Origin of the sequence: Variovorax sp. HJSM1_2, from assembly GCF_049316285.1 — a bacterium.
GTDB lineage: Bacteria > Pseudomonadota > Gammaproteobacteria > Burkholderiales > Burkholderiaceae_C > Rhodoferax_B.
Map to the genome: position 1 here is coordinate 22,791 of NZ_JBMOXA010000007.1, position 13,244 is coordinate 36,034.

10 protein-coding genes are annotated in these 13,244 nt (G+C 61.2%); all 10 read right to left on the bottom strand.

Features of this window, described 5'->3' with window-relative positions; all coding sequences use genetic code 11:
- Nucleotides 1–41: 41 nt before the first annotated feature.
- On the bottom strand, nt 42–2,708 hold the full coding sequence (locus ACFQ95_RS09520; protein ID WP_422830620.1) for a phage protease: 2,667 nt from the start codon (nt 2,706–2,708) through the stop codon (nt 42–44).
- 95 nt (nt 2,709–2,803) lie between these two features.
- Nucleotides 2,804–3,598, bottom strand: coding sequence for an Abi-alpha family protein (locus ACFQ95_RS09525; protein WP_422830621.1), 795 nt, complete (start codon nt 3,596–3,598; stop codon nt 2,804–2,806).
- 67 nt (nt 3,599–3,665) lie between these two features.
- Complete coding sequence (locus ACFQ95_RS09530) at nt 3,666–4,763, bottom strand: hypothetical protein (protein ID WP_422830622.1); 1,098 nt, start codon at nt 4,761–4,763, stop codon at nt 3,666–3,668.
- Nucleotides 4,764–4,766: 3 nt separating this feature from the next.
- The gene (locus ACFQ95_RS09535) at nt 4,767–6,179 is read right to left on the bottom strand and encodes a hypothetical protein (RefSeq protein WP_422830623.1); all 1,413 of its coding nucleotides are present in this window, start codon (nt 6,177–6,179) and stop codon (nt 4,767–4,769) included.
- Nucleotides 6,180–6,278: 99 nt separating this feature from the next.
- Complete coding sequence (locus ACFQ95_RS09540) at nt 6,279–6,953, bottom strand: hypothetical protein (RefSeq protein WP_422830624.1); 675 nt, start codon at nt 6,951–6,953, stop codon at nt 6,279–6,281.
- 1 nt (nt 6,954) lies between these two features.
- Nucleotides 6,955–8,607 carry a hypothetical protein gene (locus ACFQ95_RS09545; RefSeq protein WP_422830625.1) on the bottom strand — a complete coding sequence of 551 codons (1,653 nt, stop codon included), beginning with the start codon at nt 8,605–8,607 and terminating at the stop codon, nt 6,955–6,957.
- A 3-nt stretch (nt 8,608–8,610) separates the two neighbouring features.
- Complete coding sequence (locus ACFQ95_RS09550) at nt 8,611–9,870, bottom strand: SGNH/GDSL hydrolase family protein (RefSeq protein ID WP_422830626.1); 1,260 nt, start codon at nt 9,868–9,870, stop codon at nt 8,611–8,613.
- A gap of 3 nt (nt 9,871–9,873) precedes the next feature.
- A complete protein-coding gene (locus ACFQ95_RS09555; protein ID WP_422830627.1) occupies nt 9,874–10,485 on the bottom strand; it encodes a hypothetical protein in 612 nt (203 codons plus the stop codon).
- 22 nt (nt 10,486–10,507) lie between these two features.
- Nucleotides 10,508–12,109 carry a hypothetical protein gene (locus ACFQ95_RS09560; protein ID WP_422830628.1) on the bottom strand — a complete coding sequence of 534 codons (1,602 nt, stop codon included), beginning with the start codon at nt 12,107–12,109 and terminating at the stop codon, nt 10,508–10,510.
- Nucleotides 12,106–13,095, bottom strand: a complete 990-nt coding sequence (locus ACFQ95_RS09565) for a hypothetical protein (protein ID WP_422830629.1) — start codon at nt 13,093–13,095, stop codon at nt 12,106–12,108. The genes ACFQ95_RS09560 and ACFQ95_RS09565 overlap by 4 nt, the downstream gene beginning before the upstream one ends.
- Nucleotides 13,096–13,244 lie beyond the last annotated feature (149 nt).

A 13,244-nucleotide genomic window follows, 5' to 3' on the forward strand; every position in this document is an offset into this window, starting at 1 on the left:
CAATCAAGCGACGGCCCGCCAGGTGGGGCTATGGGCAGGGCTTAGGCGGCGCGGGCCACGCGGCCGGCAGCGCTGTACAAGATCAGGCTGGTGGCGGCGTTCTTGCGGTTGATAGGCGTGTGGCTCACGATGTACTGCTCGCCGTAGCCTTCTTTGGCGCCAATAAAGGCACCCGCTGCGTTCTTTGCCTCTTGCAAAGCGCCCATGGCAAACGGCTTGGCCATGCGGAAACGGCTGTTGTTGCGCTCGCCAATCACGATGCGGTTGTCGTTCAGCATCAAGCCAGGAGCGCTCGGCTTGAAGGTCTGAATGCCCTTGGTCACGCCCACGCTGCCATCAGCGTTCAGGCTCGTGCCCAGGCGCGAACCGTTGGCAGTGAAGGTGGTAGCCTGGCCCAGCGCGTTGTTCACGCCCCCGGTCATCAAGCACATGCCGGCGTTGAAATACCGGTCGTCCTCGATGACCACCTTGCGGTTGCCAATGGCGGTCAGCAGGTTGTCGTAAAGCTGGCCCACGGTCAGCGAGCCAAGGTCCAGGTTGAACTTGGCCATGTTGGTGGTGTAGCTGTAGGCCACGGTCAACACCCAAGCACTGGTCGGCGTTTGCAACACACCGGCTTCGTTGTAGAAGCGCAGCTCGCCCAGGTTGTAGTCCATCACGTAGTACAGGCCTGCAGGCAAGGCGCTACCGTCCGATGGCAGCACAAACTCGTTGCGCACCACGGCGTTCAGCGTCACCACCAACGGGTTGGCCGTAGCCACAGCCACATTGCCCTGCAGGTCGTACTGGGTGCGCGGGCGCACCACAGGGAACTGCGAGGTCACAAACACCTTGTTGGTGCCGTTCACCTGCGCCGTCAGTGTGTCGGTGATGGTGGCCACGCCGTACTCGTCGGCAGAGCGCACGATCTCGTTGAGGTTCACACGCTCGGTGTCTTCACCCACGATGCGGATCATGTTCGCGACGTTCTCGGCGATCGGGTCGAAGTTGATGGGGCCAGCGCCCAGCAGCAACTGCATTTCGTTCGACACCTGAAATGCCAGTTTTTGAGGCGTGTTGAAGGCGGTGTCCCAGTCTTGCCGCACGCCCGCCTTCTGAATCGCCTGCAGCTCGTAGCGGCGAACGTTGTTCACGCCGGCCGCAGTAGTGTCACGCCAGCTGTACGGGATCATGTAGCTGGGAGCCAACGCGGCGGTGCCCACGTCCATGAAGTTCAGGCTCACCAGGTTGAAGAGCATTTCGCGCAGCACGGTGCGCTCCACCGAGGCCGGCACCTTGATGTCACTGATGGTGCCCACGCCCGCGCTCAGCATCTTGTGCTCGTTGTGCAGGCGGTGGCCGTTGGCGCTGTCAAACTCGGCCAACACCTTGTCGGCGTACTCCTTGTTGGCAGCCAGCAGCTTGCCACCGGTGGCAAAGAAACGCTTGTTGTCGCCTTCGGTGCGCACCAGGCCCAGGCGCTTGTCCAGCGTAGATTGCAAGCCGTTCACTTCGTTGCTGCTGTCGACCGTGATCAAACTGCCATTCGGCACGATATAGCCCAGGCCAGCCAGCTTGGTGGCAGCGCTGAGCTTTTTCGCATTGGAGACCTGCAACTCGGCCAGCGTTTTAACCTGGTCTACGGTGCTGACGGCAGTCACCATGGGGTGCACTTCTTCCGCCAGGGCTTTCACCTGGTCGACCGTGAGCGTGGTGTCGCCAGCGGCAATGGTTTCGCTCAGCGTCTTGTGCAGGTTGGCCAAGGTGGTGGCCGAAGCAGCAGCAGCGGTTTCTCGTTCGGCCAACAGGCGGGCAAACTCGGCGGCCACGTCCACAGGCTGGCTCAGCGTGATGCTCACGTTTTGCGGCTGCGCCGGGTTGCCTTGGCCCAGGCTTTTGAGCTGGTCGCACACACTTTGGCCAACCGATTCCCAGGTGGCCACGGCGGCCAACAGCTTCACCTGGTCAGTGCCAGCGGCATCCAGTTGTTTCTTGGCTTCGGCCAGCAGCTTGTTGGTGGTGTCTTCAGACAGGCCCAAGGTTTTGTACTTGGCGCGCAGTTGTTCGAGGTGGGTCATGGAATGCTCCGAAAGTTCGCGTAAAAGTTTGGGTGAGACCCAGGTGCGGATCTCGTGGTCGTCGTCGTGCTCGCCTTCGCTCAGCTTCACCGGATCAAGGCCCTTGATCACCGGCCGCGTGGTAAGGCCTGCGCCCAGAAGCACACAGCCGTGCTGCTTCCGGGCTTCGTTGTCCTGCCACGTTTCGTGAAACTCAGCGCTGAAATACTTGAACCCGCGCACGCGCACGGCCTCCACGCCATAGGGCGTGAAGTCCACCAATGCACGCAGCCGGCCGTTCTCCAAAGCCAGCTTGCGAATCGTGGCGGCCGAGCCATTGCTAGGCCTGTGCTCCACGTCAATCTCCACGTCCTGGCCCAACACGCGTGCGTCAAAGTTGCGCACCATCTCGTTCAGCATCGCCAAGGTGATGCTGAAGTCGCCATATCGGGGGTCGTAGAAGTTACCGGCGCGGGTCAAGGTCACCCACTTTTGCGTGGTGCCCTCCGCCAGTTCAATGGAGCACGAGAGAAAACGAACCAGGCCGGGCGCGGCCTTGTGATCCCCGTCTGCCAGCTTGAAGTGCCGCCCCGTGGGGGCAGCGGTGCAAGGTTTTGCACACAGCGCGGCCATCGCAGCCGCCAGAACGAAACCCAACCGTGAACGCTTCATGCCAGAACTCCATCGCACCATGCGATGGGGGCCATCATTCAGGGTTCAGGCGGCCATTTAAAGGGGTGAGGTTGGCCGCCTACTCACCCGGAGTTTTAGCTCTCTGTCCGACAGCATGCCGAATAAAACAACTTTCCAAACAAAGTCACGTCTATGCAGCCGGGGTGCGACTTGTGACTGGTATCTTCATATTGAAATGGAGACCATTCGCCCTGCGGGGTGCCCACCAGGCCACTCGAGTAACGAAGCACACCCATCGTTACGAGATGCTCCAAATACATTCTCATTTGCTCTGGATATGCATAGTCGTCCTCGCAAAACACATGCTCCGCGTACCAACTCCTATCGGAGTCGCTGAAGTCCTCTTCCGCATTGACGGCATCTAGCACCGTGCCATAACTAAACCACGGCCCCTGCATCCGTTTCTGGAAAAAAATTTGGCATCCCCTCCGATTAACTCGCTCAAGCATCAGAAGTTCGTCCAACGCAAGGTTGTTGATAACCAACAAAAAGCCAGGATGCGCCTCGCCCAGTCGCTCTTTATCCATCGCCCGTGCCAGCAAATTTACGTATAGGCCGGCAAGCCGCCCCGGTTCTTCGAGAACAAGTTTCTGAGCGATTGGATACAACAGAGCGTCTACAGGCTTGACCAAGCGATCGGAAGGCACCTGGGCAAGTGCAGCTTCAAGATGGCGATCGAGTCGATCCCGCAGATGCCCGATTGCTACAAATGGAATTGTGGCAAGACGAGCCGCCTTCACAATCTCAGTAGCGGCGTGACCAAACTGCTGAATTGCACCACTCAAGGCATCTTTGTAGATCTGTTCTACTAGCGGAGCGTGAGGGGCTGCTGCAGCTGCAACGGCGGCAATTTCTGCGGGACTTAACATGGCGGGCCTTCCTTCTTAACGTTCGCTCACTTAACCGGAGTCGAGCCTACACTTTAGCGCGGCGAAGCTATCGCCGCTGCCTAGCAAGCCGCTCCTTTACCCTGTACAACGGGCTGCGCACCATCCCCTGCGAAATCTTCCCTTCGCTCCACAGCGCCGCTTTCTCTTCGCCCAGAATTCCCACGCGCACGTCGGGCGGCATGCGGCCCATGGCGTCGGTCACCGTTTCTTTGCCAGCGCGGTCAGCATCGGTCACTTCGCTTTCAAACACCATCTCCACAAAGCTCAACGTGTTGGGGTGCGCTGGCCACGGGCACGCGGCACGCGTCGGGTACACACCCGGACCCAGTCCATAGAGGTTCTGCGCTGCCAGCAGGTCGCAAATGTCGGGTTTGGGGTGCTGCGGGCTCAGCAGGTAGCGCCACCCGGCAAAGCCCGGCGTGCCCTCCCCGCCCTGCATGTAGGCCTCGCCGTGCGCCCGGTTGATCTCGGTGCGCAGCACGCGCTCGGCCTTCCAAACTTCACTGCCATCCTGGCCTGCCAGCAAGTCACCCAAGCGCACCAGGGCCCCGCTGCGGCTGGCGGCCAGGCGTCCCGCCACCTGGGCCGGTACCGCCTGGCCACCGTAGGCCAGGTCAGCCGCGGCGCGGCTCGCATCCCAGCCCTGCACCACGGCATTGGTAATGGCCCGGCTCAGCGCCTCGCGCGCACCCTGGTCCAGCCGCCAAAGCCGGTCACTGAGGCGCAGGCCATCCGCGGCGACAAAGTTGCGCACCGTGTCGACGGCGGCCGCGTGCACGCGCATCGCCGTTTCGCTGGTCAGCACCGCCTGCGCGTCGCGCCCGGTCGCGGCCACGCCCTGCAGGGTATAGGGGCGCACACCCAGCGTGGCAGCGTTGTCGAGCTGCTGGGCGATCAGCGCATCGCGCTGCGCGCCCATGGCCGTCACAAGCTCGTCAATCTGGGCCAGCAAGGGCCGCAGGTGGTGCTGGGGCACGGTGTCGCCAGCAGAAGCCGCACGCCGTATGGCAGCACGCACCTGGTCGGCAGCGGCCTGGTAGATCTGCAGCAGCTCGGCCGCGCCTTCAGCATCCAGCTTGCGCATCGCGTTGCGCGCTTGTTGGCTCGCCCGGCGAATGGCGGCCCGGTCGCTAGCAGTGCTCACCGCTTAGCTCCTGCCCCGCCCACCATTGCCACCAGGTGCGGCAATGGCCGTTGCGCTCTCGCCCTTGGGTGCGTTGCCTGGCGTCACGCTCACATGGTTTTGCGTGCTGGGCTGAAGCGGCAGGCCATCCGGTCCCACCTTCAAGGGATTGGGGTACGGGTCGTTGCTTGTGGCTTGGCGGATCTTCATGTCACGAATCTGCTGCGGATCCAGCCCCATCTCGCGGTGGATGTATTCGTCTGGCAAGCCCAGCGCCATCCATTTCAGGCCCAGGTCAGCCACCTGGTTGGCTGTCTCGGTGCGCCGCTGCGCAAACCGCAGGTAAAACTCGTCGGGCCCGGGGTCGATGCCCTGTAGCAGCAAATGCATGCGAAAGGCGAACGCGTAGGCGCCGCCCTGCGCGTCCTGCAAGCCATCCACGTGGTCGTAGTACTGGCGCTTCATGTCCTCAAGCACATCACGGGCAATGTTGTCGGTGTACCCAAACAAAGCCTTGGGCGCGGGTGTACCGGCAAAGAACGTGCTCAGCAGGTGAGCCACATCGGCAATGTGGTCCAGGTTGGCATCGCCCTGCACCGCCTGCACGCCCCCCTTTTTGTTCAGATAAAAGTCGGTGGTGATGTCGCCCTTTTCGCCTTCGGTCTGCTGCCGGTACACGTTCAATTCGTCAGTAGAGGCGCCCTCCAAGATATGCGCCAAGCGCAGTGGTGCACGCATGCGCCGGCGTAACACCAGGTCTTCTTCGGTCATCACCAGTTTGCGCCAGGTCGACGCGCAGCCGTCCAGCAGCGGCCGCCCCATGCTGCCCATGTCGTCCCAGTTTTGCGGGTCTAGCCGCCCCAGTGCCAACTGCCAGGCCGCAAAACGGGCCAGCACCTGGCCGGTCATCACGTCGCGCTGCTCAAACGCCACAGCCGGGTCCTTGAAGCGGCCATTGGGCGCCGTCATGGGCACCAGCGTGTCGCTGGGCATGCGCACTGCAGCAGCAACGCGGCGGCTGTCGTCCAGCACCAGCTGCAGCGGCAAGTTGCCTTCCATCACCTGGCCGCGCGCATCGCTTTTGAGCTTCTCCGCGTTGTTGAGCTGCAGCCGCCCTTGGAAGGCTTGCCACTCGCGCTGCAGCACCGGGCTTTGAGTCTGCATCACCAGCCCGCCCCGGATCACATCACCCGCAATGCGCCCGTGCACCATCTTCACCCGGCCGTCTTGCGAGTCCATTGTGCGCATCATCGCCACCATGGCGCGCCGTTCGTAGTCCACAAACATGGCCTGGCGCATGCTGCGCTCCATCGCCAAGTCGCTGGCCACGCGCGCACCGACTTCATTGGGCAGTTTGCCGGCCGAGGGGAACAGGCTGTTCCATCCGGCTACGAGCGGCGCCCAGGTGGCCGAGGCCAGGGATTTGATTGGGTTCATGAGTGCAGATTGAAAATCTGCGTCAGCATGCCGATGAACCACGGCCATTTAAAGCGGTGCGTGTGGCCGGTCATCGCAACACTCGCAGGTGTTGGAAAACTAAGACGCCGCACGCAGCATCATCTGAAAATACGCCGCTGCGGAGATCGGGCCACTGGACACCGGCGGCAGAGGCGGCGACGGCAGCGTGACAGCGATAGCCAGCGGGTTTGCCCAGTAGCCGGCCGCGTCACCAGCACGCCAGCGCACCTGATCCGTCGCACCTGGCGGGCGCCCCGTATGGTTATGCGTGCGCGTCGTTCCTTTATGGATCCAGGTACTGCCGCCGTCCTGCGAAACCTGGTAGGCGGTAACCCCGATGTTGTCTGTAGCCGGCTCAATCGAGGTTGTGTAGCTGACGGACGTTAGGGCAGATACTGTTATGACACCAACCATTTCCGGGCTAGCCGTGTCGCCACCAGCACCGACCTTGTTCGTGATGCTCTCTGAATAAACAGTGGAAAGCGCCGGTTGCACGAAGTACCCCCGGTACCACTGTACGTACGTTCCGTCTCCAGGTTTGAACAGGTTGTAAGCGCCCAAGTCGTTGGCACGCGTTGTTCCGCTCGATGGCAACGGCGCGAGCAACTTCCAAAGGGCCTGCGCAGTTGAACGCCCTGGAAGCTCTGGCAGATCATTGCCGAGCGGGCAAATAAAGTCGCCCGCCGATGCGAGGTTGGCGGCTGTGGCACCAACCGGCCCGAGAAGCAATCGAGGTGAGTTGAGCAGCAACATGTTAGGTCGCCGCCATCACGCAGACAGCGCGCTTCTTGATGTCGGATGGGTCTTCAATGACAACTTCGTAGTTTGTGCCCAGCGCAAGTGATGCGTGGGTGTAACGCGCAAGCTGACCTTCCGAGTCTGTGTTCTTGGTGGCCTTTGGCAATACAACGTCACCATTGGCGGCGTTGTTCACGCGCACGTAGAAGGCCTTGTTGATTTCCAGGCCTTGGCCAACCTCAATGCCAACAAAATCACCAATGGCAAGCTCTGGCTTGTTGAGATCGAGTCCGTACACGGTCACGCCATCGGTGGTGAAGCCTGCAGAAGAAACGATGTTGCTGTTGTTGTTTGCAGCATCGGTATGAACCGTGTGCGAGTAGCACGTTGTGGCAGAGGGCAAGCCCGTGACGCCAAGAATCTTCGCCCCGGCGCTGGTAATCCCCAGGTTGCCGGCCCATGCAGCTGCCGTTCCAGCGTTATTTTGACCGGCCTTGATCTGAGCAACGGTCGGCACGGTCGCACTGGTGGTGACAACCGAGAACATCGTGCCGTTGCCCTCGTCGGTGGTTGCGCCGACGTTCGCCGTTGTGGTTCCCGTCTTGGTGCCAACTGGGGCCGACAAGATTGGCGCGATGCTGTCACCAGCTGCTGCCGTGGTGAAGCTGGCCGACGATACGACATTGCTGTTATTGCCAGCGGCATCAGTGTGCACATCGTGGCTGTAGTACGGCGTGGTTGGCGTCAGCCCACTCGCATTGAGCGTTTTGGCGCCAATGCTCGACACGGCGACGCTGCCAGCCCAGGCAGCCGCTACGCCAGCGGCATCTTGCCCGGCCTTGATCTGCGCCACTGTTGGAGCGGTGGCGCTGGAGGTCACCACGGCATACATCATGCCGTTGCCTTCGTCCGTCGTCGCGCCGACTGTTGCGCTGTTGGCACCTGTTGAGGTCCCAACTGGGCTACTCAAATTTGGCCCCGTTGTGTCAGGTGCGGCAACCCCCTTGATCACGGCGGCAATGCGCGATGTCTGAGTCTGCCCCGAAGTCCACGACACACCGACCGAGGTGGACGCCCCAGCTTTGTAGGAGTGGTTGGCCGTGATGCTGTTCAGTGTTGGCGAGCCGCCGAAGTTGCCAAACGAAGTCTGACCCGCCAAGGGGGCCACGCCGGTCGCACCGTAGCCGCACCAGCTGAAGATAGTGATGTCGTCCGCCGTGGCCGAGATGTTGATAGTATTTGGCGACGTGCTGCTGGGAGAGCCACCAACCTGAGCGGCACTAATACGCGTCGTCGGGTCGCAATCATGGTAAGTCTCGACCGTAACCATGACCTGCTGGCCGTACCAAGAGCCGACACCGATAAACAGATTGGATACGCCAACAGCGGGGTCCATCAGGTAAAAAATTAGGTTGCTGCTGTTCGGGCCACCTGATGCAGTTGTGCCAAGTTCTGTCAATGCCGTCCCGCCAACACCCCCGGCTGTGCCACCCAAAACAACATTTAGGCCGGTAGGTTTAGAGCCGCCATTTGGGTTACTGATCTTGACAACCGTAAGTCGATTGGCCCCGGCGCCAACTGTTACCGAGCGATCAACACCATATGGCGCCGCATTTGAAAGAGTGACAGCGAACTGAAGAATGTTGGCCGTTTGTAATGCTACTGGCATGGCTTATCCCCGAACTGTGGCGCAGCGAATGTCAAAAGAACCCATGGCGCCGCTGAAGGCCGCGCCTGATGGCAATTCGATATTGAGCTGAGCGCCTGTGTGTGAAATCTTGGTCCCGGCGCGAGGGATTGCCGTGCGCAGAACCTGCACGCCGTTCATCACCGCATCACCCATTTGGAGCTTTGTGGTGTCTGCCGTCAGCTTCTCGTTCTGGTAGCCATAGACAAACGCCCGCAGCATCGAGAACCGGGTTGCGTCGAAGTTGTTGAAACGAATCTCTATGACGAGGTCCAGAGCAGCCGGATCGCTTGCAGTGATCGCACGGCCATTCAGGTACGTGACGAGCTGCATGTAACCGCTGCTGCCGACCGACGTTGGATTGACCCGCAGCCAAGGATCAGTGTTGCTGTCGCCAGCGTCAGCGGCAAGAATCAATGTGGACGCACCGTAACCGGATCCATATTGACCGAGGTTCCAGTAAGTCGGCATCGAGCCAGAACCGATGCTATTGGTCCCACCTGTGCCGGTGTTGTGCGGATTGCGCACCCACTGCGGATTGGCCGGATAGATGTCGCCCGCAACCCTGCTGACAGGGCTCGGCAAGCCAAGCGGGAGAATCAGAGCGTTGTAGGGAGCAGAGCCGTCTGCCGTCATGCGAGCGGCGGCTTTCGTGCCACCGTGCACGCCATCGGCTGGCTTATAGGTAGCGACCCATGCGCCAGTGCCATCGTTGACGCCAGTCGTGTCATCAATGAATGTGCAACCCGGAACAGTGGGGCAATAGCTTGCCAGCCAGGCGTTGAAACTGTTCACCCCTGCGCCGTTGTCAGGCGCGCTTAGGGGCGGCACAGCATGCATGATGAAATGATCGGCGTACTTCGTCAGGACCTCAGCAATGAGCTGCTGATAGTCAGTCTTCATGCCCGCTGAAATGCTGACACCACCCCGCGCATTGTTGGTGCCAATGCGACATTCAAAAAAGCCGATACGCCCCAAACCCGCCAAACCGGGGGAGGCTGCATTCCACGGATTGTTGATCCGATCCAAGAGGTTGCGAACCGTGTGACCTGCAACACCGATGTTGGCGATTGGTTTCAGCACCCCGCCAGCACGGGCATTCAGTCCATAGCCGGTGTGCAATTCACCATAGCCCGGGTCAGTCAGCGAGTCGCCGCCAAACACAACAGTGTTCAGAACGCTAGGGCGCGGCCAGCCCGCATAAACGCTGTCACCGCTGGCGATGGTGTAAACATCGGCTGTCATGGTTTAAGCGCCGACTTTTACCGCCGCGTATTCGTCCGCCACACTGCCGGGCATGATGATGATGGACGCCATTTTGTTAGACACCTGCAGGGTGCCCCAGGCCGCACCGGTGGCCGGGTTGATCAGGGGAACACCACTGCCAACGACATCCAATAGCGCCGCGTCGTAGCGCCGAATCTCCACTGGTGCGGTGATATCGGATGCCGCATTGGCCGTGGCGATGACGATACCGAGTACCGGAATGATGGTTCCGCTATCCGCAGCGGTCAGCGTGAAATTCCCCGTGCGCGGCGCCTGGGTGACGATCGAAGCACCAGCCCCAGCCACTCGCGCCTGGCCATCCCAGACGCCCGAAGAGGCATGGGCAAGTTTCAGTACAGCACCAAGTTCAGCCGTCGACACAGCGCCGCCAACGGTCAACCCGTTGTCACCTTGCACCGTGATCGCCCCGCTTGAGGCCTGTTCCAGCAGCACGCTGAAAAACAGTGGCAGGCCTCGTGGCACCTGCACCACACAAGCAGCAGCAAACCGCAGTGTCTTTTGGTGATCTGCGGCCACCAGCCGGTAGCTCGGCTCGTTCACCAGCACGAAGTCGCCATTGCGTGAAATTGTCATGTTCAGCCCCTAAGAAAAATGCTCAATGCATGCCCAAAGCCAGCCCGCCCATCAGGCTTTCGCGGCTCACCTTGCGCTGCTGGATGACCGCCGGCGCATCGGCCATGCCGCGCGTCAGCAACGAATACACGGCCGCACACGCAGCATCAAACAAGTCGTCGCCAATCTTCGGGTCGGCCATCTGAAAGCTGCTGTAGCTACCCTTGGTCGGTAGCGCACGCAGGTTGCCCAGCTGCCGCATCCAGGCCAGCCACTCGGGGGCCTCTTGGTCGTAGCCCTTGTCGACGTACGGAAAGGCAGCGCGGTTGTGGTGAAAGGCCTCGCGCAGCGCGCTGGCCATCACGTGTTTGGTCATGCCCTCAAAGCGAATCGGCGCAAACGCCCAGCCGCTCCATGCGCTGGCATTGCTCTCGCCGTCGTTCACCGTCTCGCGGTTGATCTCCGTCAGCCCGCGCCGATACAGGTCATCGTTCACGGCTGTCATCATCCCCACGCCGTAAGCGTCCCCCAGGGCATAGTCGGGCCGGAAGTAGTCCCAGATGGCCACCAGGTCGTGGCGCAGCGTGGTATCGCTCACACCCGGCGCCCACACTTTCACGTAAGGAAAGGTCAACCAGTTGCCCAACACCTCACAAATCACCAGCGCGCTCTTCGAGGCCTCGGGCGCTTCGCCGTGGCCGGTGTGGTCATAGCCCAGACCAATCAGACCGCGCCGCTTGTAGCGCTGGCCTGGCATGGGCTCGGCACGCTCCAGGCCTGCCTCTAGGCCCAGGGCGTTGGCGCGCATGATGTGCTCTTCCCAGATCCAGTTTTGTGCCTTGACGTTCTTGCAGAGGAACTGGCGGATGTACTCGGCCGGCGGCATCTGCAGCTGCATCGACTGCGCCCATTTGGCGTCCACCATGCCCATCTGCACGCCCAGATGCACATTCACCGGCGGCAGCACGTGGTATTCGCCGGTATTGATCAAGCTTTGCAGGACGTCAGCACCCTTGAACACCCCGGTGATGCGAATCGACGGCTTGAACTTAGTGGCCGTGCTGTCTACGCCCAGGCGCCGCGCTGCGCCCAACATAGGCAGAAACCGGCTCATCAGCCGGTCGTGTGGCATGTCGTCCACCTCTTCCATGTCCGCAATGGTGATCGAGTCGCCGTCGATCTGGCTCATGATCCCGTAGGCACTGGCGCGGCTGTGATTCATCAGCTCGAACCCGGTGTCTTTGAGCTGCGGACGCCCCGCGCTATAGGCAATAAAGCTGCTCAGGATCGGGCTGCGCTTGATCGCATCAATCTGATAGTTGAGGTTGTTCAGACTCTGCTGCATCCGTGGCGCCACAATGCCGCATTCTTGGTACGGGGTGGTGGCCAGCGTCTCCAGCACGTGGATCTCTTTCACCGCCGTCTTTCCCGTGCGCCGGCAGCTGTAGTCCACAGTGTTGGGGTGCAGATCCATCTCGGCCATCTTCAAGATCTGCATGGCATCAAGCTCGACGTTGTGCACGTGCTTGTGCCACAGCGCATGCGGCTTGAGTCCAGTCACCGGGTCGGGCAAGGCAAAACGCATCAACTCACGCTCAGCCACGATCGAGCTTTTGGCACGCTGCGCGGCAGAGCTGCGCGTCATGGCGAGCCTCCCGCGGTCGCGCGTGGGGTGTGCTTGGCCTGCTGCGCTTCATGCGCCACCAGTACCGGATCGTTCCGCGTGGCGGTTTCGGCATTCACCAGCAGCTGTTGCGCGCCCTGCATGACAGTCAGCATGCGCTGGCTGAACGCCTCCAAGTGTTCGGGCGGCGTGTTGCTCAGGCCCAGACGCCCGCCGGCCTCTTCTTCATCGGGTTCTGCCGCGCGCACGGTCATGCCCAGATCTGTCATCGACAGACCCAAGCGAGAAACCAAGTCGGTGATCGGCTTCAAAGCAGGGTGAGCCGCAAGGCTCATCACCTTGTGCGTTTTCCCCTGCTCGTCCTCATAGGTCAAAGTCACAGGTGTGCCATCCCGCGCCAGTTCCACCTTTGGCACCCGGATCACCACCCCATCGCCTAAAACCTCTTGCATCAGCATCTGCAGCAGCGACGTGAGGGCGGCCTGCAGGTCGGCGTGCATCGCCCCCAACACCTTGGGGTTGCGCTGATCAAAAGCTGCGTGATGCAAAAGAAAGTTCTCTGCGCGCTTCACGCACGCAGGCTGCTGGCCACACCATCCCCAGTCCACGTCGCAGCTCTTACAGAACGTGTAACCCCCAGGCTTGGCCGGAAAGTACGTGGCCACGCGGGCGTTCAGCCCGTGCTTCATGGCGTTGAACCTGGTTCGCTGAGATTCCTCAGGCGTAGGGTGCCCGTCCAGATTCGCCGCCGTCGCCGCAAGCCCAGCCGCCGTGCGCGGCCCGGTCGCCGCCTGGTGCGCCTTCAAAAGCGCCTTCTCCCATGTCGCCTGCGGTTGATTGGGCGCCTGGCACAGTTCACGCGGGCAGTGCGCAAAGTACAAAAACGGGTGATACGCCTGTTCCGGGTATGGCTCGACCAGGTCGGGCACGGCCTCAAACGCACGCTGACACACCGTGCACCTGAAGTTCACTTTGGTAAGCGCTTGAGACCAGTCTTTTTTTGCCATGGCCACGGCATGGTCGGCCACTCCCACGGCCATTTAAAGGGGGCACGCTGGCCGAAAAAAAACGGTGTCAGCACAAGGCCAACACCGTTTAAGAGATCGGGTGAGGATCTAGGAGACGTCGCCCGCAGCAGGCGACAAACCGAGGTTAT

Coding starts and splice junctions, on each gene's coding strand:
- ACFQ95_RS09520 (WP_422830620.1), bottom strand. CDS start 2,708: ATGAAGCGTTCACGGTTGGGTTTCGTTCTGGCGGCTGCGATGGCCGCG.
- ACFQ95_RS09525 (WP_422830621.1), bottom strand. CDS start 3,598: ATGTTAAGTCCCGCAGAAATTGCCGCCGTTGCAGCTGCAGCAGCCCCT.
- ACFQ95_RS09535 (WP_422830623.1), bottom strand. CDS start 6,179: ATGAACCCAATCAAATCCCTGGCCTCGGCCACCTGGGCGCCGCTCGTA.
- ACFQ95_RS09540 (WP_422830624.1), bottom strand. CDS start 6,953: ATGTTGCTGCTCAACTCACCTCGATTGCTTCTCGGGCCGGTTGGTGCC.
- ACFQ95_RS09545 (WP_422830625.1), bottom strand. CDS start 8,607: ATGCCAGTAGCATTACAAACGGCCAACATTCTTCAGTTCGCTGTCACT.
- ACFQ95_RS09550 (WP_422830626.1), bottom strand. CDS start 9,870: ATGACAGCCGATGTTTACACCATCGCCAGCGGTGACAGCGTTTATGCG.
- ACFQ95_RS09555 (WP_422830627.1), bottom strand. CDS start 10,485: ATGACAATTTCACGCAATGGCGACTTCGTGCTGGTGAACGAGCCGAGC.
- ACFQ95_RS09560 (WP_422830628.1), bottom strand. CDS start 12,109: ATGACGCGCAGCTCTGCCGCGCAGCGTGCCAAAAGCTCGATCGTGGCT.
- ACFQ95_RS09565 (WP_422830629.1), bottom strand. CDS start 13,095: ATGGCAAAAAAAGACTGGTCTCAAGCGCTTACCAAAGTGAACTTCAGG.